The sequence below is a fragment of the Bacillus cereus group sp. BceL220 genome, from assembly GCF_051776965.1.
In the GTDB taxonomy this organism is placed as follows: domain Bacteria; phylum Bacillota; class Bacilli; order Bacillales; family Bacillaceae_G; genus Bacillus_A; species Bacillus_A cereus.
The window spans coordinates 231,773-254,490 of the sequence record NZ_JBPWBC010000002.1 but is presented as its reverse complement, the minus strand read 5'-3'; the positions used below and the strand labels follow the sequence as shown (position 1 = coordinate 254,490).

The following is a 22,718-nucleotide window of genomic DNA, read 5'->3' as shown; positions in this document are numbered from 1 at the left end:
TTACTTTTAGTATAGCATATCACAACTCATTTTCTTTACGCTTATGTGTTAATTTTACAATCTGTTTTTCTGTAAAATACGCGAGTAAATGCGCATGACATGTAAAGAAGATGACTTGTCTATCTTTTGCGATTTCCTTTATTAGTTCAATCGTTCGATCCGTCCTTACCGCATCAAAGTGCACGAAACTATCATCAATAATAAATGGGTAATCATGTTCAAATGTTTTCGCAAGTGCAAATCTCAGCGATAAATATAACTGCTCCGCTGTCGCTTGGCTTAGTTCATGACTGTAAAAACGTATACCGTCGTTACGTTCAACAACGAACGGCTCCGCCTCTGACGGTGAAAAGATTTTACTATAGCGTCCGCCCGTTAAATAGACGAAATACTCTTCTGATTTTTGTAAAATACGAGGCAGATGCACTTCATGATAATATTGCTTCGTTTTCGTTAACACCGTTTTTGCGGCCGCATAAGCAGCCCACTTCTTTACTTGTTCACGTACTTGCGCTTTTTTCATTTCCCACTCATGCATTAAATCGCCGTACGTACTACCTTCTTCTAAATTCACAATTTCCATACGATGTTTCGCAATGCGCTCTGTCAGTTCTTTCTCTTGCGCCAGACAGTTTTGCACGACTGTAATTTCTCTCTTTAATTTCTCTTCATAACCGTCAGCTTCGTAATGTTCAGCTAATGATAAACTCTTTAAACGCTGTTCTAACAGATCAATTTGCGGTAATAAACGCCCCACTTGTTTCTCTGCATCTTCACGTTTTTCCGCTAGTTTACCTGCTTCTAAAAACATCTCTTCATCTGTAGCCTCTGCAATATGCCATAAACTGTCTCGTTCTACTAGTAATTGCTTTAATTGTTCTTGCATAAACTCATATTCTTCTTGCCATTCCGCCAGTTTTTCTTTTAACTGCTTACAAGTTTGGCGCTTCTCTTTCTCATTTTGCATACGACTTTGTGCCCCGTGTAGCTTACTATACTCCGCACTACCGATAACAGCTTCTAGTTTCTGTTCAAAATGCGAAATCATTTCATATAATGAAGATTTTCGCGTGCCTTGTTTTTCTAACTCCCGATATAATTGCTGCATTTTTTCAATACGCTCAAACGCTGGCAATATGTGTGCATACGTATAAAATTCTGGGAACATATAGCGCGTTTTATATGCATCTACTTGTTCTCCCGCCTGGAACGTTTCTCTCTCCCATTCCTCATACGATGAAACGACTTTATCATAAGCTCGCTCCATTTGCTGCAATTTATAAGACTCACGCTCAAATAGCTTCCGAATCTCTTCATCTTTTTCTAACTGATAGCGCACAGACAGCGCTTCTTCACTTTGTCTCCCGCCAGCACTTTGCTGAAGAGTAAGAAGCTCTTCTTGTAATCCACTTGACGGATCTTTATATAAAACAAGGGCAAGAACAATCCCTACAAAAACAATAACACTAATAAATAAGAGCGGGCGGTTATCAATAAATAAACTCGTGAATAAAACAAGCGTGTTAATAAGAAGTAACAGAAGACAAACTCTTTGCCACTGCTTTTTCTTTTGCATAGCTGCTCCTGCTTTTTCCTCATACTTGCGCTTCATTCTCTCTGCGCCCATACCGATAAACGCCGCATCTTGGAACGATTTCTCTTTCTCAACTAACGTATTTCGCTCTTCATCAACTAACATTTGTTTCTGAATCTGTCTTATATTTTCTTCTTGTTCTTCTAATTGCTCTTGCGCTACTTTAAAACGATCATCAAGCTGTGCTTTTTGCGTTTCTAATTCACGTGCCTTTTGCACGGTTTGCGTAATTAATTCTTTCGTTGCCAAACTCATGTCAAACGCAAGAACCGCTTCCTTTTCAAAAGTAGCACCAATTTGTTGTTCTAGTTCTGCAATTTCTTCTTTTATATTCGCAATACTTCCTGTCATATCACGCATTTCTTGGCGTGCATTTTCGTAAGATAAATGCTGCATACGAAGTTCTTCTACATAACTTTCTTTTCGTAAAAACTCTTCATCTATTTGAATCGAGACAATTTCCGATTGCACTGTCTCTATTTTTTTGTGGAGCGAATCAACTTGTAACTGAAGCGGCTCCATCTTCGCCTTAATCGCTTCATAGCGCGCCATTCCGTTTACAGGAAACTGCCCGCTCTCATTTTCTAACACTTTCTCATGCGCACGCTTTTCAATAACAAGTGGCTCTAGCGCTGCTAATATTTCATAATCTTGCTTTCGCTTTTCTGCACTCTCTTTTTCCGCACGAACAGAAGCAAGTTTCTCTTCACTTTCTTTTAATTGCTCGACTTGTTTTTCATACGTGCCAATTTTCCCTTGCCACTCTTTCATCTTCTCTTCAAGCTTCTTCATCTCTTGCAGTGACACGTTAATTTCCGGTTTACGCCCACTCGGTTTAAAGCGTTGATCCATTTCTTTTTCTAGCTTTTTATCTAACTGTAATAGCGCATCGCTTCCGACTGCACTTGCCGAAAATAAATAATTGCCAATATCCGCTTCGCCGAGCTGATGAATATTTTGAAGACCATGCATATCAAATGAAAAGACAGATTCAAATAAACTTTCATTCATCCCGCTTAATATATCGTTTAAAATTTCTTCTCCGCCCGTTTTCCCGTCTTCAAAATAAACGGTCACCTCGCCAGCTGCCGTCTTTGGCAATCGTTCAATTTTCAAACGACCGTATTGCTCTGTTTGCACAGTCAGCGCACCGCCATACTTCCCGCCTTCTTTCGGCTCATAACGGCGCTGTCCTCTCGTCGGAAAACCGAACAGAATACTTTTCATAAACGAGCGAATTGTCGATTTCCCCGCTTCATTTTCACCGTATAGCACCGTCAGCAAGGAAAGATCCATTTCCACATTTTCTAATTTTCCATACCCATAAATATGGAGTTTTTCAATTTTCATTTTTTATCCCTCTCTTGCTGGAATAATTGTTCTAAAATAATATTTTCTGCTTCCTTCTGAATCTCTTTCTTCTCTTCTTCTGTAAAAGATTCAATACTATTACGCGCTACAGGGGATGTCCAAATGGTGCGCAACACGCCGTCCATATTTGTGAAAGCTTCTAACTCTTTTAGCACACTACCGACGAAATGATTTTCCGCTTTCAAACGTTCGATTTCTGCAAAAGAAACCGTCTCATTTTTCCACTTCATTGCATATACGAAATCTTTTCGCTCTTCGCCAGATGCTAAAATGTGAAAAATCTCTTCCACACGCTTTTCGTCACGCAAATAAGGAGAAAGTGGGCCCTGCCCTGTGAATACGACAGTTAAAAGCGTCCCTTCCTCTTCTCTTCGGCAATCATTCATCGCAGTTGACATGCTCGTCATAAGTTCATCAACAGTTTCAAGTCCATCAATACAAACCTCGATCTCATCCCATACAACATCTGCCGTATGGAAAAATGAACACTGCGTTCCTTGTTTCGTAAGTTCAATAAGGTACGCACCCTTCTCGCCTGTTTCCTTACGATGACGACCTTGTATGTTCCCTGGATAAATAATGTATGGCTCTTCTGATAAAATTTCACGTTTATGTATATGGCCAAGAGCCCAATAATCAAACTGTTTTTCTTTCAGCTCACGAATTTGAAACGGTGCATAGCGATTATGCTCTGCATCTCCTTCCACACTTCCGTGAAGCATGCCAATATGAAAAGGCGCATCACTCATTTTCGTATACTGCGCTGTCATATTATCCGTTACCGCTTGCTGCAAATAACTAAACCCATAAATAGAAGCTAATAGCTCACCATTTTTATAAAATGATTTCTCTTCTACGTAAGGCTCCGTAAACACATGAACATTTTCCGGAAACTCAATCGCTGCCCAGCTTCCTCCTAAATGATCATGGTTACCGTGAATAATAAAAACAGGGATATCGTACTGCGAAAGTCTCTTCATTTGCTCACGCACAAACACTTGCGCCCTCAAACTTCTCGTCTCCGCATCATACAAATCCCCAGCTAGTAATACGAAATCAACGCGCTCTTGAATCGCTTTATCAACAATACGCTCAAATGATTCAAACGTACTTTGCTTCATTCTCTCCCAAACAGACTGCGCAACATTCATCTCCATTCCTTTAAACGGACTATCCAAATGCAAATCAGCCGCATGTATAAACTTTACTTGTTTCACAAATAACGATCCTTTCTATCTTTCAAAAGTTTCATTTTATTAAAATTAACATCGCTGAAAACTAATCATCATCGAGAATGAAAATATTCTCGATGATTAAAGTTTCATTCTATTTTACCACGCAATGTCATATATTTCTTTGCATATTGTAGCGTTTTATGTCAAAATAATTATAAGATTCTGATTTTAATTATTGGAGGGAATTTTCATGGGAGTATACGTTCTAACAGTCTTTGAAAAAGATGGTTCAAAAGCATTAGACGAATCATTCGAGGCGGCAACTGAAAAAGAAGCAAAAGCAAAAGGTGAATCTATTTTACAAGAAAAAGGATTGTATGAAAAAACACATCGCTGTACATCTACTGCAGGTAAGCTCGTTTTATTCCAGCGCTAAAAAAAAGAAGCGTCATCCGCTTCTTTTTCACTCTACTATATCTTCGTCACACCACGTAAACACCACATCTAGAATGCGATTACCAATACGTACGCGTTTATTCCATTTACCTGTTTGGATCTGATGTTGCAATTCAGCTTTCATCTTTTCCGTCCAGTCGTGAATCGTTTCACTACCGTCGTACGGATATACGCTCGGAAACTCTTTCTGCAGTAGATGCAAGCTCTCTGCATCAAAATGAAAATGGAAGAAGTAGTTTGCTGTAAGCGATGGTTCTTGCAATCGTAAAAAATGATCATCAATTTGCTTTCTATTTCTATAGAAAGTAAAGATATTCACTTTACCGCTAGTAATTTGGTCAATTTGAATTTCGTGCTTCTCTATAATCACGTCTTGCCCACCTCGTTGTATACTACCTTTAGTATATATGTCTTTTGCAACAAAGTTAACCATTTTCGCGCGAAATTCATTTCCTTCATTATAATTCCTGTACCTCCAAGTATAATCAGGACAAATAAAAACAAAGTTGAAGGGGAGCGATCACATGTATTTCGGAAGCAAAGGTTGGTATGTAAAAGAACTTAAAAAATTAGGTATCCGTACTTATGAAGGTAAAAAACTAGAATCTTATCGTACGCATGTGTTATCTAGTTTACTTGAGAGGATGAAGAAGGCTTCGGCTTAATAGAAAAACACCTCCCGAATTCGCATACTAAGTATGCAAATTCAATGGAGGTGTTTTTATCAGTTTTCATAAAAGATTTTTTGCTTCCGCTGGAACGGATACGTTTTAATCTCAGCTGTATCTAAATCTTCATTGAATAAATGAATGGCTATAATTTGTCTACAATCGTAAGTATGGTAATAATATGTTCCAGACTCCATACACATTGCACTTGTATAGATCGTATTATCTAATATACCGTCTTCTGTTATTACTGCCCCCTTAGGAACCTCACAATTTGATAAGATATGAAAAATAGCCGATATCCCCTCTTCTTCGTTCTCTATACTTTGAATGTTTTGTTTGCCATATGCTGCCCGTACAAATCTTGATGGCGGGGTAAAATCTCCAGGAAGTCCCATCGTTCCTGAACCTTGACCAAAAGCACTTAATGGTACATCTCCCCACTCCGTTGGCGCAAATGGCTGCGATTTAAGACCAATATATTGTCTTAAATTTTGTAAATGCCAATTAAACTCCGGACTATTAGTCATCACTCCTAGTGGATTGTCATACATTTTTAGTCCATCAGTTGTCGGCTCAAGTACAATACAATCTCCCCATTTATCTGCTAAAATCCAATGTAGCGGCGGAGAAATCCCTAAAACTGGTAATGGTATATCTATAAGAGAAATGTTATCAACAGATTTTTTTAACTCTTCAACAGAATTAAACTGCGTGAGGCTCCAAGCTACAAAATCAAATGGCGCTAAATTCGTTTTATTGTTATCTATACTGTTACTATAAGTAGCGAATCCCGGAAAATAGAGAGTGGCACACGTCATACCAGCTTCATTTACTCCGTCCGCCATAATGACCCTTCCTTCATGATTAATTCCCATTCCGACAACAGCCTTTTTCGCTCGGATCGTTTCACCAGTTATATTATTCCACTGATAACGCCGAGGGATGATTATTACTTCCTGATTCATATCTAATGTGAAATCCATTGTTCTTGCAAAAAGATGTTGGAAATTTTTAGTTTGTAACGTCAAACTAGTACACATGAAGAAATCCCCCCATTTTATAGTTATATACACATTTTATAAAATTCTGATAAATACGTAAATTAAAAACCCTATTTATCACTAACAAAATAACCACCCAAACTAAAAATGCTATAATAAATCCAATGAAACTAAGGGGGCAAATTACTTTGCTTGGAACATGCATTCAATTTCATAAGTTTGGCAATCCAAAAGACGTATTACAAGTTGAATATAAAAATATAGAACCACTGAAAGATAATGAAGTTTTCGTTCGTATGCTAGTTAGACCGATTAATCCATCTGACTTAATTCCAATAACCGGAGCGTACGCACATAGAATCCCTTTACCTAACATACCTGGTTATGAAGGTGTTGGTATTGTAGAAGATGTAGGAGCTTTTGTTTCTAGAGACCTTATCGATAAACGTGTGTTACCGTTACGCGGGGAAGGTACTTGGCAAGAATATGTGAAGACATCAGCTGACTTTGTAGTCCCTATTCCTGATTCCATTGATGATTTTACAGCGGCACAAATGTATATTAATCCCCTTACTGCGTGGGTTATATGTACGGAAACGCTAAACTTAAAACGGAATGACGTTTTATTAGTAAATGCTTGCGGATCCGCTATTGGCCATCTTTTTGCGCAGTTATCACAAATTTTAAACTTCCGACTCATTGCCGTGACAAGAAGTAATAAGCATACAGAGGAGTTACTACGCCTAGGTGCTGAATATGTAATCGATACTTCCACTGCCCCGCTTTATGAAACAGTTATGACATTAACAAACGGCAGAGGTGCAGACGCTGCGATTGATTCTATTGGGGGACCGGATGGAAATGAATTAGCTTTCTCCTTACGTCCCAATGGGCACTTTTTAACTATAGGACTTCTGTCAGGAATACAAGTAAACTGGGCAGAGATTGTCACGAAAGCAAAAGTGCACGCGAACATATTTCATTTACGTCATTGGAATAAAGATGTGTCCGCATATAAATGGCAAGAGACGTTTCGTCACTTAATTCGTTTAGTAGAAAATAAGCAATTACGTTTTATGACAGTACATTCTACATATGACTTAGCGGATGTGAAAGCGGCAGTTGATGTTGTGCAATCTGCGGAGAAAACGAAAGGGAAAGTGTTTTTGACGAGTTATTAAATTGAGTACATTCAACTATCAATCCATTTAGTAGCATAGAATTTTAAGTAGCTTATGTAATTTAATTAAAAAAGCGAAAGGAGATTCTAATATGTGGTTACTCACAGCAATTACGCCTGTTGTAATAGCCGGAGGAATTGTAGTATATGTGATTAGAAGTCTTAAACATAAATATAACAACGGTAACTTAGGTAAGAAAAAATCAAAAAACGCTCAAGTTTTATTAGATAGTTTAATACCAATAGGAATGCTTTTAGGGTGTTTGATCGGTATTATTGTTGGCATATTTTCTCCTGATTCATTACTACTTTCAGTTAGTTTAGGATCTGGAATAGGCTATTTATTTGGATTTTTTGCTTATGAAATTTATAGCAAGACAGGAAACAATTTTTCCTAATTCAAAAGGAATAAGCGGGACAGTACATAGTAATCATATAAAATATGTAACTGTCCTTTATTTTTGCATCAATGTTATCAATTTTTCTTCCACATCCTATACACCTTTTTTATTGATGTTTCCCTCCTCTTTCTTTCGCATATCCGCTTTTTTGTTCTTCTCGGCTCTATAACCAAAGTAAAGTAGCGCACATGTAGTAATAGAACCTACAATGTATCCTAAAAAGCCTCCTAACCAAAACATAGTTTAACCGCCTCCATTCATAATAAATTTTTATGTAATATAACTCTTTACATACTCCATCGTTTATTTCTATTAACTATACAATTTCTAAAATTATTCATACCACTAATTCTCTTCGTACCTCAAATAGCAATTTTATTATTTGTCATAAAGTTAACACCTTCTTTAAATACAAAAACTTCCATTTCCTTGCTTTTTCTTAAGAAATAATATACTACATTTGAAATAAGCGAGCTAGTACGTCGGCCCTTCTCTATTTTAACTTTAGTCATGAACAAAAGAAAAACAAAAAACCCCCTCAAAGCATAAACTTCAAGGGGTGAGCCTGTTTTTTATTTACTTATATACGTACAGCTGTACCACTTACAGCAACCATTAACATTCCATCACGAACAACTTCGTAATCTACGTCAATACCAACGATAGCGTTCGCACCTTTTTGTTTTGCAAGTTCTTTCATTTCGTCCATTGCGATATCACGAGCTTCTTTTAGCTTACTTTCATAAGAACCAGCACGACCACCGACAACATCACGAACAGAAGCGAATAAATCGCGGACAATATTTGCACCCATAATAGCTTCACCATTTACAATATCGATATACTCAATAATTTCTTTACCTTGAATTCCAGACGTTGTTGTTACAATCATGACTGACACTCTCCTAATAAGTTGTAGTTTTAATTAGCTTTCTTATGTCTTTATTATGACATGGAACAAACAACTAATCTATTGAATTACCTTACAGGAATGTGACAGTTTTGTAAGAATGAAACGCGCATTATGTTTCATATTAATAAAGCGCTTTAACATTAGGATACATAAACGACTCTTTATTTTCTTTCCAGTCCTTTTCTACTTCTTTGAAAGTTGGTCGTCCTAATTTTTCATTGTTTTCATGTTTACGAAACCATTTTTTTACATACTGGTCTCCATTTTTATTTTGAACTGTACAAAGGAAACTATTACTGCTATCCTTTAATATTTTTACAATCACGAAAAGGCACCTCTTCCCTTTTAAATAACATAATAGAACTTGATCTTTTACTATAGGCCCTTCCTCTCTTATAGTCATACGACTCCTCGGCCGCGCCAAAGTTGTAAGATCAAAAAACGATATTCACTTTGTTTACATTTTATTTAAAGAAATCAGAGTTATAGGCATTATGCTTATCAAATATTTTATAGATTTCTAACTTATCATCTAATTTTGCATCTACTAAAATTAATATATTGCCATCGTAAATATATTCTTCATACTTTTTAGCATGTTCTTCTGGAATTCCTAACCCTATAAATGCTCCTATTAAACTTCCAGCTCCTCCGCCAATACCGGCTCCTCCAATAGCTGCTGCGATCGGTCCTGCTGCTACGATTGGACCCATTCCAGAAACGGCAAGTATACCAAGACCTGTTAATAAACCACCGAGTCCGCCTGCTACACCTCCTGCTACAAGCCCTGTCGCTGAAAAGATATCCGCTTTATGTGCAGTTTCATGATTTACTTTTTCACCCGATTTTTCTTCAAGGTGTTCAATTTCCTTTTGATCTTTCGCAATAGCTGAAATGTTATCTGCTGAGTATCCTTTATCATTTAATTCATTAATAACGAGTGCCGCATCATCAATTGTTCTAAAAACACCTACTATTTTTCTATCTACATTCATAACTATTAACCTCCTAAAGTTTTATATAATGTATCTTTATTTTTCTTCATTTCTGTATACACTAATCTTCTTATTAACATAACCATTTACGAAAAAAGCGAATAGTAAAAGTACTACAAGTGAACTACTTAACAAGTAAATTAAATCAAATGTAATATCAATCATCATTTCATTCATGTATACCAGGCTCCTTTTTATTTAAAGTAAAAGTATATTTTGATAGACTAATCTACTAAACATAGACATCTTACAATTCATCTTCAGTCAATCTCTTTGTAGTATATGTATACCCTTCCTAACCTTTTCTAAACGTAAAAAACTATACTTATATTTTTTCTTATTTATATGTTTAACATTTTTTAAAACGGGTATGTTTATATTGTTATGCTTACTATATGGAAAGGAATATTACGATGAACGCCATTCACTCTACTACTATTTCTTATAATGAAACACCTACAATAACTCAGATTCATCATTTTTATGCTTTAATGACAACATTTCAAGCTAATTTGTTTATAAGTAAACATGGAACAATGACATCAATCAAAAATTTAAGCACTCTAGTATCCTTTTTCCTTACTGTAAAAAAGAAAGATCTTATATTATTTATTTTTGAAGGAATAGATGCAAAAAGAGCTTTAAGAACACTCTTCCCTTCTTAGAATGTTTGTTATCCTCTATTCCCTCGTTTACTACCTTTCATATATGTTTTTATATTTCAAAATGATTTCCTCTATAAAAAAAGAACCCCCTAATACAATAGGGGGATTTCTAGTTTGGCCTTATGAAAACTGATATAATATATATTACGTTTTTCATTCTTTAAAATAGAAAAGTTTTAATAACCTTGAAGGTAGGAATTTTTAATGAACTCGAAAGCAAAATTTAGTATTCGCTACAAAATTATGGCTGGTTATTTAGTTATCATTTTGTTCTTACTTGTTTCTTTCATTATGTTAAACAATGAGATTTCCAGCTTACAAAAATCTCGTAATTTTATTATTGATCACGATTTTAAAGTTCTCAATTTAACGAATCAAGTGGAGAAAGAGTTACTAACAATTGAAAATAAAGCGAAAGGGTTTATCATTTCTAATAACCCTAATTACGTGCAATCCCTTAACTCTGCGGAAAAGGATTACGAAAAACATTATCATGATCTTTTTGCTTTATTAGAGGATAACCCCTCTCAGCAAGAAAAATTAAAACAGATTAACGAAAACATTACTAGTTGGATTAATAAAGAGATTCACCCACTCATTACAAATAATAATAGTAATAATGTACAAACAATCGACACGACTCAAATTCAGTCCTTACAGTCACAGGTAACTAACTTCCGGAGCACTGAGGAGCAATTAACGAAAAAAAGAGCAGCACAATTAGATATTGAAAATAATAAATTAGAGATTTGGTTATACAGTTTATTGTTCTTACTTTCTTGTATTTCCATTATCGTTTCACTCTATATTTCGAATTCCATTACAAAAACGATTAAAAATGTAATTCAAGCTATTAAATCAATTTCTTCTAAAGAAAAAATTACGGAAAGAATTCATGTAAATACACATGATGAAATAAAAGATCTTGCTCATACAACGAACCACCTACTAGACGAAATATCGAAAAGAGAGTGGTTACAAACTGAGCTCGCAGAATTAATTTTAATGTATCAAGGTGTATCTTCTATTGAGATGTTAGGTAAAAAAATTCTTAGTGGAATTATACAAAAAACGCAAACTTCTTGCGGTGCATTTTATGTACGTGAAGAATATGAAGAAACTGTCTACTATGTGAAAAAAGCTTCTTTCGCCGATCAAGGTGCTGATATTGGAAAACCATCCATTAAAATGGGTGAAGGTTTCATTGGACAGTCTGCCTTAGAAAAGAAAAGTTTTATTCTCAGGGATATACCAGAAGAGTTTCGGTATGTCACTAGCGGAGTATTAGAAATACGTCCTAAAAATCTACTAGTCATCCCTATCTTATTTGAGGATGAGGTGATTGCAGTAATGGAGTTAGTAAGTGTAACTGAGATTTCAGACTTACATCAAGATTTAATTCAACAAACTATTAATAATCTAGGTTTAACAATCCATAGCATTATAGGACGTATGCGAATTCAAACTCTTTTACATGAATCACAAGCAATGACAGAAGAGTTACAAGTTCAATCAGAAGAATTACAAACGCAAGCTGAAGAACTACAAATGCAAGCTGAAGAATTACGAACAACGAATGAACAATTAGAGTCTAGAACTGAAGAAGCTGAACAAAAGACAGCTGACTTACAAATTACCAAATCAGAATTAGAAGAAAAAGCAAGCGAGTTGTTACGCAGCTCAAAATACAAATCTGAGTTCCTAGCAAATATGTCACATGAATTACGCACACCGTTAAATAGTATTTTACTATTATCTGAAATGTTAAGAGAAAATCATGATAATCATTTATCGGATGATGAAATTGAACTAGCAACTGTCATTCATTCATCAGGGAAAGACTTACTTACTTTAATTAATGACATACTAGATTTATCTAAAGTAGAAGCAGGCAAACTAGACATCATTTTTGAAGCAACGAACATAAGTGACATGGCAGCCAATATGCATCAAAACTTTTTACATATAGCTGCACAAAAAAATGTCGAATTTACGATTGAAGACAGTGATACGATTCCTAATCTGTTTTATACAGATGCAAAACGGATCGAGCAAATTATTAAAAACTTATTATCCAATGCATTTAAATTCACAGAAAAAGGATCCGTTTCTTTACATTTCGATTCAATAGAAACAACCAATTTAAGTCATGATATGCAGTCTATAAGTAAAGATTGGATTACAATTTCAGTAAAAGATACTGGTATTGGTATCGCTAAAGAACAGCATCAACTTATTTTCGAAGCCTTTCAACAGGCAGATGGAGCAACGATTCGAAAGTATGGTGGTACAGGACTAGGTTTATCTATTTGTAAAGAGTTTGCTAGATTGTTAGGTGGTTGGATTACGTTAGAGAGTAATGTAGGAGAAGGTAGTACTTTCACGGTATTTATTCCTAGCCTTCCAAATGGATTACATGATATACAGTTATCCAATTTAGAAGTCGCAGCAACGATAGAAGATGTTATTCCTGCTGAAGTTGTTGAAGAAACTATCGTTACTACCGAAACAAATAACGTCTTCCAAGAGAAAACCATTTTAATTGTCGATGATGATCATCGAAATATATTTACGTTACAAAATGCATTAAAAAAACAAAATGCCAACATTATTACTGCCCAAAACGGCTTAGAGTGTTTAGAAATACTAAAAAGTAATACAAATATTGACCTTATTTTAATGGATATTATGATGCCTAATATGGACGGTTATGAAACGATGGAAAATATCCGAATGAACTTAGGGTTACATGAAATACCTATTATCGCATTAACTGCTAAAGCAATGCCAAATGATAAGGAAAAATGTTTATCTGCTGGCGCTTCAGATTATATAAGTAAACCATTAAACCTACATCAACTCTATTCGGTAATGAGTGTATGGTTAATAAAATAAGTGAGGTTTAGTTGGAGTGGAAAATAAGTATTATAATTTTGATCCATCAGTAGATACGGATGAGCGCACGAACTTAGAAATTGAATTATTATTGGAAGCGGTATTTAAACTATCAGGATTTGATTTTCGCCAATATGCTCGTACATCTATTTATAGAAGGATTTGTAATCGAATGCAGCTCTCTAATATCCCAACCATTTCAAAATTAATTGAAAAAGTAATTCACGAGGAAGGGGTTTTAGAACAGTTATTAAATGATTTCTCGATTAATGTAACTGAGATGTTCCGTAACCCTGCCTTTTTTAAAGCACTAAGAGAGCATGTTATTCCTGAATTGAAAAAGCAACCTGAAATTAGAATTTGGCATGCTGGATGCGCAACTGGTGAAGAAGTATTATCGATGTCCATCTTACTTCACGAAGAAGGATTAAGTGAAAAGTCGGTTATTTACGCAACAGATATGAATACAAATGTGTTAGAAAAAGCAAAACAAGGCATCCTCCCGTTAAATAAAATGCAAACTTATACGAAAAACTATTTACAAGCTGGCGGTACACAAGCATTTTCTAACTATTATTCAACAGATAATCGTTTTGCTTATTTTAATCCTTCACTGTTACAAAACATTATTTTTGCACAGCATAATTTAGTAACCGATCAATCTTTTAACGAGTTTCATATTATACTTTGTCGTAACGTTTTAATTTACTTTACAAGTAAACTTCAAAATCAAGTGCAGCAACTATTTTATGAAAGCTTAAGTCACAATGGATTTCTATGTTTAGGAAATAAAGAAACTCTTCGTTTTTCAAAGATAATGCCACATTATACCCAATTTAATCCTAGTGAACAAATTTATCAAAAAATACAATAAAAAACGTATGAAATCCTCTGTTTGGATTTCATACGCTTTTTATTTCGCATTCGTTTGTATCATAATGAGACACATATCATCTGATTGCGCTTTCTTTTGTTCTTCCTTGTAAAACCCTTCTATCTCGCCTTCTAAATCTCCCCATTTTCTTTCTGTAAAAGTACGTAATTTCTCTTCAGACTCAAATTCATCATTTGCAATGGCTTCAAGAACACCATCTGTAAACAATAATATTTGAGCGTTCTTCTCAAAAGGTATAACTGTTTTTTTAACTTTTATTTCATCAAAAAATCCTACCGCACAACTCCCGCGATCTAGTTCAACTACATTTGTTTCATCAACTAAAACATATCCAGCAGGATGCCCTGCATTTACATATTCAACTGTTCTATCTTCTGTATTAACAACTAAGTATATGGCCGTAAAATAATAAGGAATATTATCATTTTCATTATGTAAAAGGGTCATATATTTATTTAACTCTTTAATAACGAGTTCTGGATCAATTAAACATTTAATTGTTTCACGTAATACAGACGAAATAAACATACAAACTAATGAAGCAGATATACCATGTCCCATCACGTCTAATAATATAATACCGTAGCGGTTTTCATCGATTTTATACCAATAATACATATCTCCAGCTAATTTAAATGAAGGTAAGTAACTTGCTTCAATTTTTATATAATCTTCTCTTAATGGGCTACTTAATAAGTTTCTTTGTACTTGCGTAGCTAAATCTAGTTCATTCCGAAGATTTTCTTCTTGTTCTTTATGCCAATTTAATTCTGATTTCAAGCGTAACGCTACACGCATACGTGCTAATAGTTCAACTTTATTTATAGGTTTCGTAATATAATCCATTGCCCCCATATCAAGAGCTTCGGCCAATTTATTTGCATCCTCTAAAGCTGTAACAAAAATAATAGGAATATCTTTAAACTTCTCCTCTTTTTGTAATCGCCTACAAACTTCAAGTCCATCAATTTCAGGCATCATAATATCTAATAGTATTAAATCAATTTCATTATGCCTGGAAGAATCTTTTCCAAACTGTATGTATTCGAAGAGCTCTTGTGCAGAATTGAGCGATACAAGATCATGATATCCGGCTTGTTTTAAAATCTTCTCAATTACAAAGATGTTAACCGGATTATCATCGACAATTAAAATGGACACAAGTTATTTCCCCTTTTCTTATTTAAAATGTAAATCTATTATCATTTTCTATTTTTCTAGTATTACATACTCAGTTACAAAATGAAAATTTCTTACTCAAACATATTTATACAACAAAAGAACAAACCCCTAGAAATAGGAATTTGTTCTTTCACTCTATAAATTTCTACTTTTAATTTAAAACCATTGCTTTATCATTTAAAAGACGATCTAATTCTTCCATATGATTAGTTTCATCTGCAATCATATCTTCTAGTTTTACAACTAACTCTGTCATATTTAATTTCGCTGCCTGTTCTTTTCTCGTTTCATAACGCTTAATTGTTTCATATTCTGATTGTCTAGCGGATTCTAACATTTCTCTAACATCTTCTACTTGTTTCACTGGTAAAGGGATCGTAGTAGGTGTACCACCTAGCGTCTTAATTTTCTCCGCTAAATATAGGGCATGTCCTTGTTCATCACTAATTTCAGATTCAAAGAAAGGTTTTAACACTTGTCTATATATACCAGAAACTGTAGCTGCATTATGGTTATACATAATAATTGCTGAGTATTCTCCTGCTAAATCTTCATTCAATCCTTCGATTAGTTCTTTCACATCGTGTGACATTTTCATATCTCCTCCTATACTTAATAAGTACCCCTTTTCTCATGTTTTAAACATAATTATTTTAAATTTTTATGTATCTAAAAACGCGGCTTGCTTCAATTTACTTATCGCTTGTCTTTTAATACGAGAAACGTGCATTTGTGAAATACCTAACCGTTCCCCTGTATCTTTTTGATTTAAATTTTCTCCAAATATATAATGAATAACACTCTTTTCCGTATCATTTAATACGTTAAAAATATCCTTTAAAACGAGACGCCTTTCTGTCTCTTCATATCCTTGCTCTACTTCACCTACAGATTCAATTCTCGCTACCGAACTTCCATCAGATGAATTTTCAACTACATCATCTAAGGAAGATACTCGATAATTATTTTTCGCATCCATAATCTCTAGAACTTCCTCTTCCGATAGTCCTAAATGATTTGCAATTTCTATTATCTTCGGTGAACGTTGCAGGTGATCTGTTAACTCCTCTATCGCAAGTTTAATTTTCCCGCCCAAATCTTTAATTCGTCTTGGAACGTGAATGCCCCAAGTTTTATCACGTAAATACTTCTTTATTTCCCCTACTATCGTAGGTATTGCAAAAGGCTCAAAAGCATTCCCTATCGAATAATCATACCTTCTTATTGCACCTAAGAGCCCTAACATCCCTACTTGTATAATATCCTCATGCATCGGCCCGCCTTTTGAATAGCGATATGCAATGGAATATACGAGATTTTTATAATGATCAACTAACCTTTCCTGCGCTTCATTACATTGGTTTTGTTGGAATTCTGCAATTAGCTTAATAACGTCTTCTTTAGTAAGAGTTGTAGGTTGAGATTGGATTTCCATCATTCTCCACCTGCTCTCTTTGTATATATTTTGTCATTAAAACTGTCATGCCCTCATCATGCATAATTTGTATATCATCCATTAATGTATTGATTAAATATAAACCTAAACCATTTTCCGGCAAATGTTCTACTGGTTTACTAATATCATACGGACCAACTTTTCTTTTTAAGTTATTAAAATCAAAGCTAACCCCATTATCCGCAACCATAATTTCTAATCGATCTTCATATAGCCCAAAGACAATTGTAATTTCTCCAACGTCTTCTTTGTATGCATGTTGTACAATGTTTGTACACGCCTCACTAATAGCAATTTTCATATCTTCTATATCGTCATAAGCAAAGCCCATTCGATTCGCAACACCAGCCATTGTTAAACGAATAATAGCCACATATTCTGCCTTTGCAGGAATTTTCATTTCTATCTTTTCAAATCTCTCCATCATCCCTAGTCACCTTCTTTCTACTTTTTCAAAATCGGAATTCAAATTTAATATTTCTGTTAACCCTGTAATATCGAATAATCTTTTTAATCTTTTAGATACACCGATAAACTCTAGTTTTCCATCATTTTTCTTAACTGCTTTTAATAGCGCTATAAAAACACCTAAACCAGTACTATCCATATAATCTACGTTATGAAAATCTACTACGATATGAACCTCTTTTTCGCTTGTAATAGGCATTACCTTATTTTTTAAATCTGATGCCGTATACGCATCAATCTCACCATTAAGTTGTACCGTATAACCTACATCATTTTGCAAAATATTTATTTCCAAATTCATCATTTCCGCCCCCTTATCTCGAACTTTTACTATTTAATTACCCATAAAAATTAGTTTTAAACATATTTTTTTATTTTTATTATAAATAAAGTGAAACTTTAATCAGTGGGGGTTTTCTTCATCCCCCACTGATTATTAGTTGAACCAATCGGACTTTTATGGGCAGTTGATCCCCCACCTAATTTCTTTGCTCTGCTAAATTTTGAGGTGGGGGTCTTACTGCCCGTTAAAGCGGGATAAATTTTCTACACCTTTCTCGGCTTAACACGTAAAAAATACTATCAAATGTTTAAAACTTATAAATTTGTGTATGTATAATGTATAAACATTATTTTTAGGGGGATCTATCTATGGAAGAGCACAGCTTTAAAAAGGGAGATTTCGTTCAATTTTCTTATCGACACGATCATGCTACAAAATTAGTTGGTTCCATTATTAACATACTAACGAATACAATTGTAGTTGATATAGGTAATAACGAGAACTTATCTCATATAGAACCGAGGCAGGTCGTAAGAATAAATAATTGTGAAAAAGTAACGACGGTTTAATACATAATAAAAAGTGTAATTTCAATGAGTGGGGGCCTTCATCCCCCACTCATTCCTATGTAGATTACATTAAAAAAGCATCCAAATTAGTTTAATTGGATGCTTTTTTATGTATATTTATCAGTTCATTAATTTTATAGCTATATATAATAAACTTAAGATTACTATTCATTATCATACTTACGCTTTCCGCAACATTCTAGAGAAGAATGTAACGATTAAAATAAAGACGATTGCACCTAATAACGCTGGAAGAACGAAAATGCCTCCCCATTCAGGACCCCAATGACCAAATAACGCACTACCTACCCAAGATCCAATTAATCCGGCAATCACATTACCAACTATACCTAAAGGAAAGTCTTTTCCCGTAATCATTCCAGCTAACGCACCAATAAGTCCACCTACAATACACGTAATAATAAGTCCCACAATTAAACCTCCTATATTGTTTTTATATTTGATTTATCAAGCTTTGGTATGTAACCAAAGCTTGATAAACATGTATTATTCTTTATTATCCAATCCATCACTTATCTTTTGTTTCACTTTTCCGACTTTTTCTTTTATAGTTCCCTTCGTCTTCTCCCACTTCCCTTCATTTTTCAACTCTCTATCTTCTGTAACTTCACCAATCCCTTCTTTTACTTGTCCTTTTTTCTTTTCAACTTTACCCGTAATTTGTTCTTTTAGACCGCTCTCACTCATATTTCCCATCTCCTTTTCGTAATAGATTTATAGATTTAAAGGATACAAATTTAAAGAGAATACGTGCATCTTCTTTCTTGTAACCATTCACCGACTCTTTCTAAATCTTTAACGAATAACAAGATTTTTCCTTCATCCAGCTTTTCTTCGTAGAAGTTTGCTTCTTCCTCATTAAGCCCTAACTCCTGCATCTTATTTCTTAACTGATCTCCCGTTTTTTGAAAGACATTAATAATGCTTGTCCCAAGTCCTTCCTCTTTTATTCCAATCGTGTTCACGTCTGCATTATCTGCGATTCTATCTGTCCTCTCTTTCTCATGTGTTAACACGTAAATATCTTTTTGTTCTATTCCTTTCTTCACTAGATCATTCGCCGCATTCATGACCTCTTTCTCCGTAATAAATTCATATACAAAAGGTTTACTATACTTCGTTTCCATCTTTAACTTCCTCCTTTAAAATGAATTATTTGTTATATTATATGTAGTACACCTATTTTCGAAATGTTAAACATAAAATATGAAAAAAATTATGTGAATTTTAATTTTAATAGAAAATGAACAACATCATTTACCACTTTAAAACATCTTCTCCTTACAATAACTACCTAAATTAACAGAAAATTGTTATAATTAAATTTAAGGAGGGATACTATGAAAAAAATCATATCTATATGCGCTCTAACCGCTCTATCTTTCACTTTAATAGGTTGTACAAGCACCTCGGCTACAGATAAAGCTTCACAAGTTAAGCAAGAACGCACACAACATACCTTTCAATTAAACTCCGCAAATATTTCAGACATTGAAATACTAAAAACAACAAATCATACTACTTCCAAATCTCAAACAGATAACGAAGAAATGATAAAATCTATCGTTTCAGCAGTTCAAAATGGAACACCTAAAACAATCACTTTAGATCAAAAAAAGAGAGAATCTGCACATTCTACTATTACCGTTACATATAAAGATGACTCAAAAGAAGAATTTCTTGTATGGGTTGATAATAAAGAACAAATTACAATCGCTAAAAATGAGAAGAAAGATAAGGTAGACAGTGTGATAGTGAATATTAAAGATGCTAAAATGATGAAGGATTTCTTTTAAAATTCTAGTTAACGTTAAAAAAAGAGTAGGATTACATCCTACTCTTTTTTTAATCATGCTCAATAAATAGACTTTTATAAAAGCTATTTAAGGTCTAATTTTGCTAAATCATGTTGTAAAACATTATTTCCTTCTTGTGGGTTAAATACGATTGCACTAAGACCAAAAACATTCGTAACAACATCTCTATCTTTCGGACGAATGATTCTTACTTCATAAGCAAAAAGTGCTGGAGGAAGAGCTGCTGAACGAAAAGTAACATATCGATTAGGTGGCAATGTTTGCGTTGAAGGGTCTATTAATGGTAACAATACCGGAGAACCAGATGACCAATCAAACATTTCAACAGTTACTCTACGAGTATCGTCGGGATCAACATTCATAGCATCCACAGTAAGAAATAACGTAGCGGAATGTCTACGTAATATACCCGTTGATAAAGTTTCATTATGATGTTCACAGCATTTTTTTGGAGGGTGACCATAGCCATAACTCATACCAATTCCCCCCTTTCATTTACAATTAAGGACAAGTATTCCTTATAATATATAATGCTAGTATTCTTTTATTGAAAGGTATAAAAGCGGATTTCTATCTATATTTTTGGATATTTTATTTTTCATTTATTCGCTTTTAAAGAATGATATAGACTCTCCTATTTTGCCTTTGAATTCCTTCTAAGAATATATTCTGCCCTCATCAATCGAGGTCTTACTCCCCGACAAATAGCGGGATAAATCTATTTTGAAAAGGACCTGCTCCATTCATTCGTAAAAGCATACAGTAAATGGAATCCGTTAAAACACATGAGTGACCCCTTGGTTTTCCCTTCCTATTAAAAGGAGGAACTGTTATGGGCTTTGGTGGTAGTTGTGGTGGCTGTGGCTTCGCTGGAGGATTTGCTTTATTAGTTGTATTGTTTATTTTATTAATCATCGTTGGAGCTGCTTGCTTCTGCTAAAAAACTATCGGAAAAGACACTTTTATATGAGTGTCTTTTCTTCATAAAAAATACGCAATGTGCAGTTTAAGTGTAAGATGTAGTATTACATCCCCCTCCAAAATGAACTTCGATACTTTAAATTTCGTTTAGGTTCAATCTTAAAATTTTAGTTTAATAGCAATATGGTGAAACTCTATTCCATATAATATTGCTATTGCAGAAAAATAAAACAAACTGGACAACCTAGATTTCAAACTGTAAGATTAGATGTTGGTGAAATCGGGCAGCAAAGCATATATAGAAAATAGGTGTTAATTTTGAAAATCAATAAAAAATTTGAACCATTAATTTTTAATATCTTAATGATTTTAGGTATATCTAGTATTATCTCTTTCGTCATGGTTTCAATGAATGTTGGATATACAGCTTTATTTCTCAAATCATGGATGAAAACATGGGGAATTGCTTTCGTACTTGCATTTTTAGCTTCTAAATTATTACCCTTTGTAGTGAAAAAGATAATGAAAATCTTCACTTTTGTTGAGAATGATGCTTAAGAATAAAGTGATGTACTGCGTAGGTTCATTCCAATTAAAAGAGTTCATTATCACAAAAACTTAACCTAGTAAAATGTTTCAAATCGAAGAAAGACACCTTAAAGGTTGTCTTTTCTTTATAAGTAAAAAAAGCCCGCCTATTTCCGTAGGCGGGCTTTATCTTTATTACACAATACGAAAGTATACTCTCTTTTTCACTGAAATTTTATGTAATTATACATATTCATGAAAATACATGTCTTAATGGACTTTATCTATATACTCATGGCAGTAATCCATTGAAAATGTATCTTCTTGAAAGCAAAACTCTCTTTTAGAAAAAAAAAAGACACCCTAAAGTTCATTCCTCCGACTTGAACCTCTTTAATTTTAATAATATGTATTGGACTCTTATCTAAAAAATAATCTAATGTATTCCAATAAGAGAAAGATAATGATAAAATAAAAGTGCAACAAGATGTTGCTTAGTTTTTAAATTTTATGGGAATAACACAAAAGCTAGGTTTGGTCGCCAAGTTTTTTCATTCCTATCGGTCATGAAATACCCCGGTTGGTCGCTGGGGTATTTCTTTTTTATTAACGTATATATAGGTCTATTATGGACAAAATAAAATATAATCTTAGTAGAAGATAGAACACTGACATCTTTGCCGCTTCTAAATCACTTTGGTCTTGTGCGAAGAAAGTATGGTCAGTACTTTCAGCTCAGTGTTCGATCTACTTTAGTTTTTGAGTTGAGTGTTGCTAATCATAGCAGCACTTTTTTACATTCCAATTTGTTCTTTGATGAATTGAATTATATGTTTTACAAACTGGCTTTGCGTGAAGAAGTAATGAATATTTCTCAGTACTGTCGTCCACGATGCTAGATTACTTACGAAAGACTGGGATTCTGTCTTTTTGGTCGCCTTTTTTTTACGTTTTTTCATTCCTGTCCCTCCCTTCATAAGGGAAGGGCAAAGATGGCACATTTTATATTTTAAAGAGTTATATAGAAGAGGACACGCTATTCATTAGCAAAATAAAGAAAAGACACCCTAAGGTGCCTTCCTCCGACTTGAACCACTTTAATTTTAATAATATGTATTAGACTCCCATCCAACTATTATTTTACTATGTTAAGTTATTTTTGTTTATTGAGAAATACAATAATTTATTTATGTTGGTCGTCTGTATGGTCCATGCAGCGATTAACAAGAGGACAATAGCAGTGATGACACCTAAAAGTCAT

Annotated in this window: 30 protein-coding genes; 11 read left to right on the top strand and 19 right to left on the bottom strand. The window is 34.1% G+C overall.

The genetic code is table 11. From position 1 onward, the window contains the following. Positions 1-19: 19 nt before the first annotated feature. Both ACS2FK_RS06185 and ACS2FK_RS06180 read right to left on the bottom strand, forming a co-directional pair. Positions 20-2,944: an ATP-binding protein gene (locus tag ACS2FK_RS06185; RefSeq protein ID WP_063546686.1), complete on the bottom strand. Its 2,925-nt coding sequence runs from the start codon at positions 2,942-2,944 to the stop codon at positions 20-22. Next, complete coding sequence (locus tag ACS2FK_RS06180) at positions 2,941-4,182, bottom strand: metallophosphoesterase family protein (RefSeq protein ID WP_063546684.1); 1,242 nt, start codon at positions 4,180-4,182, stop codon at positions 2,941-2,943. Before ACS2FK_RS06180 ends, ACS2FK_RS06185 begins: the two co-directional genes overlap by 4 nt. Positions 4,183-4,390: 208 nt before the next feature. Between ACS2FK_RS06180 and ACS2FK_RS06175 the strand changes: the two genes are divergently transcribed. Further along, the gene (locus ACS2FK_RS06175) at positions 4,391-4,576 is read left to right on the top strand and encodes a YhzD family protein (RefSeq protein WP_000539552.1); all 186 of its coding nucleotides are present in this window, start codon (positions 4,391-4,393) and stop codon (positions 4,574-4,576) included. 27 nt (positions 4,577-4,603) lie between these two features. Here the strand turns inward: ACS2FK_RS06175 and ACS2FK_RS06170 are convergent, their stop codons facing one another. Continuing rightward, positions 4,604-4,966, bottom strand: a complete 363-nt coding sequence (locus tag ACS2FK_RS06170) for a hypothetical protein (protein ID WP_000582785.1) — start codon at positions 4,964-4,966, stop codon at positions 4,604-4,606. Positions 4,967-5,120: 154 nt separating this feature from the next. Here ACS2FK_RS06170 and ACS2FK_RS06165 point away from each other — a divergent pair, with 154 nt between their 5' ends. Continuing rightward, positions 5,121-5,261 carry a YflJ family protein gene (locus ACS2FK_RS06165; protein ID WP_000273536.1) on the top strand — a complete coding sequence of 47 codons (141 nt, stop codon included), beginning with the start codon at positions 5,121-5,123 and terminating at the stop codon, positions 5,259-5,261. Positions 5,262-5,320: 59 nt separating this feature from the next. Here the strand turns inward: ACS2FK_RS06165 and bsh are convergent, their stop codons facing one another. Next, the gene (gene bsh, locus ACS2FK_RS06160; protein ID WP_063546682.1) at positions 5,321-6,307 is read right to left on the bottom strand and encodes a choloylglycine hydrolase; all 987 of its coding nucleotides are present in this window, start codon (positions 6,305-6,307) and stop codon (positions 5,321-5,323) included. 149 nt (positions 6,308-6,456) lie between these two features. Here bsh and ACS2FK_RS06155 point away from each other — a divergent pair, with 149 nt between their 5' ends. Both ACS2FK_RS06155 and ACS2FK_RS06150 read left to right on the top strand, forming a co-directional pair. Further along, positions 6,457-7,449: a zinc-dependent alcohol dehydrogenase family protein gene (locus ACS2FK_RS06155; RefSeq protein WP_063546680.1), complete on the top strand. Its 993-nt coding sequence runs from the start codon at positions 6,457-6,459 to the stop codon at positions 7,447-7,449. A 91-nt stretch (positions 7,450-7,540) separates the two neighbouring features. Continuing rightward, entirely contained in the window at positions 7,541-7,846 is a 306-nt protein-coding gene (locus tag ACS2FK_RS06150; protein ID WP_063546678.1) for a hypothetical protein, read from the top strand. Positions 7,847-7,942: 96 nt separating this feature from the next. Here ACS2FK_RS06150 and ACS2FK_RS06145 read toward each other — a convergent pair whose 3' ends face one another. From ACS2FK_RS06145 to ACS2FK_RS06125, 5 genes are all read right to left on the bottom strand, one after another. Continuing rightward, positions 7,943-8,089 (bottom strand): hypothetical protein, encoded by a 147-nt coding sequence (locus ACS2FK_RS06145; RefSeq protein ID WP_176510614.1) that lies wholly within the window; start codon positions 8,087-8,089, stop codon positions 7,943-7,945. Positions 8,090-8,429: 340 nt separating this feature from the next. After that, the gene (locus ACS2FK_RS06140; protein ID WP_000637510.1) at positions 8,430-8,741 is read right to left on the bottom strand and encodes a YbjQ family protein; all 312 of its coding nucleotides are present in this window, start codon (positions 8,739-8,741) and stop codon (positions 8,430-8,432) included. 142 nt (positions 8,742-8,883) lie between these two features. Beyond that, positions 8,884-9,087: a DUF4028 family protein gene (locus ACS2FK_RS06135; RefSeq protein ID WP_002023439.1), complete on the bottom strand. Its 204-nt coding sequence runs from the start codon at positions 9,085-9,087 to the stop codon at positions 8,884-8,886. A gap of 139 nt (positions 9,088-9,226) precedes the next feature. Beyond that, the gene (locus ACS2FK_RS06130; protein ID WP_001100088.1) at positions 9,227-9,757 is read right to left on the bottom strand and encodes a general stress protein; all 531 of its coding nucleotides are present in this window, start codon (positions 9,755-9,757) and stop codon (positions 9,227-9,229) included. Between the two features lie 36 nt (positions 9,758-9,793). Further along, positions 9,794-9,934, bottom strand: a complete 141-nt coding sequence (locus tag ACS2FK_RS06125; RefSeq protein ID WP_001004567.1) for a hypothetical protein — start codon at positions 9,932-9,934, stop codon at positions 9,794-9,796. A 236-nt stretch (positions 9,935-10,170) separates the two neighbouring features. On the opposite strand from ACS2FK_RS06125, the gene ACS2FK_RS06120 reads away from it, so the two are divergent. The 3 genes from ACS2FK_RS06120 to ACS2FK_RS06110 all read left to right on the top strand — a co-directional run bounded on the left by ACS2FK_RS06120 (position 10,171) and on the right by ACS2FK_RS06110 (position 14,191). After that, the gene (locus tag ACS2FK_RS06120) at positions 10,171-10,422 is read left to right on the top strand and encodes a hypothetical protein (protein WP_000991350.1); all 252 of its coding nucleotides are present in this window, start codon (positions 10,171-10,173) and stop codon (positions 10,420-10,422) included. Between the two features lie 204 nt (positions 10,423-10,626). Continuing rightward, on the top strand, positions 10,627-13,317 hold the full coding sequence (locus ACS2FK_RS06115; protein WP_001084964.1) for an ATP-binding protein: 2,691 nt from the start codon (positions 10,627-10,629) through the stop codon (positions 13,315-13,317). A 16-nt stretch (positions 13,318-13,333) separates the two neighbouring features. Beyond that, positions 13,334-14,191, top strand: a complete 858-nt coding sequence (locus tag ACS2FK_RS06110; RefSeq protein WP_000429045.1) for a CheR family methyltransferase — start codon at positions 13,334-13,336, stop codon at positions 14,189-14,191. A gap of 39 nt (positions 14,192-14,230) precedes the next feature. On the opposite strand, the gene ACS2FK_RS06105 is transcribed toward ACS2FK_RS06110, so the two are convergent. The 5 genes from ACS2FK_RS06105 to rsbV form a co-directional block, all read right to left on the bottom strand. Beyond that, entirely contained in the window at positions 14,231-15,373 is a 1,143-nt protein-coding gene (locus ACS2FK_RS06105) for a fused response regulator/phosphatase (RefSeq protein ID WP_063546676.1), read from the bottom strand. A gap of 172 nt (positions 15,374-15,545) precedes the next feature. Beyond that, the gene (locus ACS2FK_RS06100; protein ID WP_000017755.1) at positions 15,546-15,986 is read right to left on the bottom strand and encodes a ferritin-like domain-containing protein; all 441 of its coding nucleotides are present in this window, start codon (positions 15,984-15,986) and stop codon (positions 15,546-15,548) included. A gap of 69 nt (positions 15,987-16,055) precedes the next feature. After that, complete coding sequence (gene sigB / locus ACS2FK_RS06095; RefSeq protein WP_015055091.1) at positions 16,056-16,832, bottom strand: RNA polymerase sigma factor SigB; 777 nt, start codon at positions 16,830-16,832, stop codon at positions 16,056-16,058. Further along, the gene (gene rsbW / locus ACS2FK_RS06090) at positions 16,795-17,277 is read right to left on the bottom strand and encodes an anti-sigma B factor RsbW (protein WP_003269702.1); all 483 of its coding nucleotides are present in this window, start codon (positions 17,275-17,277) and stop codon (positions 16,795-16,797) included. The genes sigB and rsbW overlap by 38 nt, the downstream gene beginning before the upstream one ends. Before the next feature lie 6 nt (positions 17,278-17,283). Beyond that, positions 17,284-17,622 (bottom strand): anti sigma b factor antagonist RsbV, encoded by a 339-nt coding sequence (rsbV, locus tag ACS2FK_RS06085; RefSeq protein WP_002106052.1) that lies wholly within the window; start codon positions 17,620-17,622, stop codon positions 17,284-17,286. Positions 17,623-17,969: 347 nt separating this feature from the next. On the opposite strand from rsbV, the gene ACS2FK_RS06080 reads away from it, so the two are divergent. Next, complete coding sequence (locus ACS2FK_RS06080; protein ID WP_000391019.1) at positions 17,970-18,170, top strand: hypothetical protein; 201 nt, start codon at positions 17,970-17,972, stop codon at positions 18,168-18,170. A 180-nt stretch (positions 18,171-18,350) separates the two neighbouring features. Here ACS2FK_RS06080 and ACS2FK_RS06075 read toward each other — a convergent pair whose 3' ends face one another. The 3 genes from ACS2FK_RS06075 to ACS2FK_RS06065 form a co-directional block, all read right to left on the bottom strand. Beyond that, positions 18,351-18,602, bottom strand: coding sequence for a GlsB/YeaQ/YmgE family stress response membrane protein (locus tag ACS2FK_RS06075; protein ID WP_000522903.1), 252 nt, complete (start codon positions 18,600-18,602; stop codon positions 18,351-18,353). 75 nt (positions 18,603-18,677) lie between these two features. After that, complete coding sequence (locus tag ACS2FK_RS06070) at positions 18,678-18,878, bottom strand: CsbD family protein (RefSeq protein ID WP_000004263.1); 201 nt, start codon at positions 18,876-18,878, stop codon at positions 18,678-18,680. A gap of 50 nt (positions 18,879-18,928) precedes the next feature. After that, positions 18,929-19,318, bottom strand: coding sequence for a general stress protein (locus ACS2FK_RS06065; RefSeq protein WP_000448820.1), 390 nt, complete (start codon positions 19,316-19,318; stop codon positions 18,929-18,931). A gap of 213 nt (positions 19,319-19,531) precedes the next feature. On the opposite strand from ACS2FK_RS06065, the gene ACS2FK_RS06060 reads away from it, so the two are divergent. After that, entirely contained in the window at positions 19,532-19,987 is a 456-nt protein-coding gene (locus ACS2FK_RS06060; RefSeq protein ID WP_000720864.1) for a hypothetical protein, read from the top strand. 83 nt (positions 19,988-20,070) lie between these two features. Here the strand turns inward: ACS2FK_RS06060 and ACS2FK_RS06055 are convergent, their stop codons facing one another. After that, positions 20,071-20,484, bottom strand: coding sequence for a hypothetical protein (locus ACS2FK_RS06055; RefSeq protein ID WP_000120208.1), 414 nt, complete (start codon positions 20,482-20,484; stop codon positions 20,071-20,073). Between the two features lie 356 nt (positions 20,485-20,840). On the opposite strand from ACS2FK_RS06055, the gene ACS2FK_RS06050 reads away from it, so the two are divergent. Next, positions 20,841-20,948 (top strand): YjcZ family sporulation protein, encoded by a 108-nt coding sequence (locus ACS2FK_RS06050; RefSeq protein ID WP_000505670.1) that lies wholly within the window; start codon positions 20,841-20,843, stop codon positions 20,946-20,948. A gap of 299 nt (positions 20,949-21,247) precedes the next feature. Beyond that, positions 21,248-21,487 (top strand): DUF2798 domain-containing protein, encoded by a 240-nt coding sequence (locus ACS2FK_RS06045; RefSeq protein WP_000700226.1) that lies wholly within the window; start codon positions 21,248-21,250, stop codon positions 21,485-21,487. A 764-nt stretch (positions 21,488-22,251) separates the two neighbouring features. On the opposite strand, the gene ACS2FK_RS06040 is transcribed toward ACS2FK_RS06045, so the two are convergent. Next, the gene (locus ACS2FK_RS06040; RefSeq protein ID WP_000746319.1) at positions 22,252-22,416 is read right to left on the bottom strand and encodes a hypothetical protein; all 165 of its coding nucleotides are present in this window, start codon (positions 22,414-22,416) and stop codon (positions 22,252-22,254) included. Between the last annotated feature and the right edge of the window lie 302 nt (positions 22,417-22,718).

Excerpts from the sequence above, each read along its gene's own strand:
- ACS2FK_RS06185 (WP_063546686.1), bottom strand. The coding sequence starts at position 2,944 with ATGAAAATTGAAAAACTCCATATTTATGGGTATGGAAAATTAGAAAAT.
- ACS2FK_RS06175 (WP_000539552.1), top strand. The coding sequence starts at position 4,391 with ATGGGAGTATACGTTCTAACAGTCTTTGAAAAAGATGGTTCAAAAGCA.
- ACS2FK_RS06165 (WP_000273536.1), top strand. The coding sequence starts at position 5,121 with ATGTATTTCGGAAGCAAAGGTTGGTATGTAAAAGAACTTAAAAAATTA.
- bsh (WP_063546682.1), bottom strand. The coding sequence starts at position 6,307 with ATGTGTACTAGTTTGACGTTACAAACTAAAAATTTCCAACATCTTTTT.
- ACS2FK_RS06150 (WP_063546678.1), top strand. The coding sequence starts at position 7,541 with ATGTGGTTACTCACAGCAATTACGCCTGTTGTAATAGCCGGAGGAATT.
- ACS2FK_RS06145 (WP_176510614.1), bottom strand. The coding sequence starts at position 8,089 with ATGTTTTGGTTAGGAGGCTTTTTAGGATACATTGTAGGTTCTATTACT.
- ACS2FK_RS06140 (WP_000637510.1), bottom strand. The coding sequence starts at position 8,741 with ATGATTGTAACAACAACGTCTGGAATTCAAGGTAAAGAAATTATTGAG.
- ACS2FK_RS06130 (WP_001100088.1), bottom strand. The coding sequence starts at position 9,757 with ATGAATGTAGATAGAAAAATAGTAGGTGTTTTTAGAACAATTGATGAT.
- ACS2FK_RS06125 (WP_001004567.1), bottom strand. The coding sequence starts at position 9,934 with ATGAATGAAATGATGATTGATATTACATTTGATTTAATTTACTTGTTA.
- ACS2FK_RS06120 (WP_000991350.1), top strand. The coding sequence starts at position 10,171 with ATGAACGCCATTCACTCTACTACTATTTCTTATAATGAAACACCTACA.
- ACS2FK_RS06115 (WP_001084964.1), top strand. The coding sequence starts at position 10,627 with ATGAACTCGAAAGCAAAATTTAGTATTCGCTACAAAATTATGGCTGGT.
- ACS2FK_RS06100 (WP_000017755.1), bottom strand. The coding sequence starts at position 15,986 with ATGTCACACGATGTGAAAGAACTAATCGAAGGATTGAATGAAGATTTA.
- sigB (WP_015055091.1), bottom strand. The coding sequence starts at position 16,832 with ATGATGGAAATCCAATCTCAACCTACAACTCTTACTAAAGAAGACGTT.
- rsbW (WP_003269702.1), bottom strand. The coding sequence starts at position 17,277 with ATGATGGAGAGATTTGAAAAGATAGAAATGAAAATTCCTGCAAAGGCA.
- rsbV (WP_002106052.1), bottom strand. The coding sequence starts at position 17,622 with ATGATGAATTTGGAAATAAATATTTTGCAAAATGATGTAGGTTATACG.
- ACS2FK_RS06080 (WP_000391019.1), top strand. The coding sequence starts at position 17,970 with ATGGAAGAGCACAGCTTTAAAAAGGGAGATTTCGTTCAATTTTCTTAT.
- ACS2FK_RS06070 (WP_000004263.1), bottom strand. The coding sequence starts at position 18,878 with ATGAGTGAGAGCGGTCTAAAAGAACAAATTACGGGTAAAGTTGAAAAG.
- ACS2FK_RS06065 (WP_000448820.1), bottom strand. The coding sequence starts at position 19,318 with ATGGAAACGAAGTATAGTAAACCTTTTGTATATGAATTTATTACGGAG.
- ACS2FK_RS06060 (WP_000720864.1), top strand. The coding sequence starts at position 19,532 with ATGAAAAAAATCATATCTATATGCGCTCTAACCGCTCTATCTTTCACT.
- ACS2FK_RS06055 (WP_000120208.1), bottom strand. The coding sequence starts at position 20,484 with ATGAGTTATGGCTATGGTCACCCTCCAAAAAAATGCTGTGAACATCAT.
- ACS2FK_RS06050 (WP_000505670.1), top strand. The coding sequence starts at position 20,841 with ATGGGCTTTGGTGGTAGTTGTGGTGGCTGTGGCTTCGCTGGAGGATTT.
- ACS2FK_RS06040 (WP_000746319.1), bottom strand. The coding sequence starts at position 22,416 with ATGAAAAAACGTAAAAAAAAGGCGACCAAAAAGACAGAATCCCAGTCT.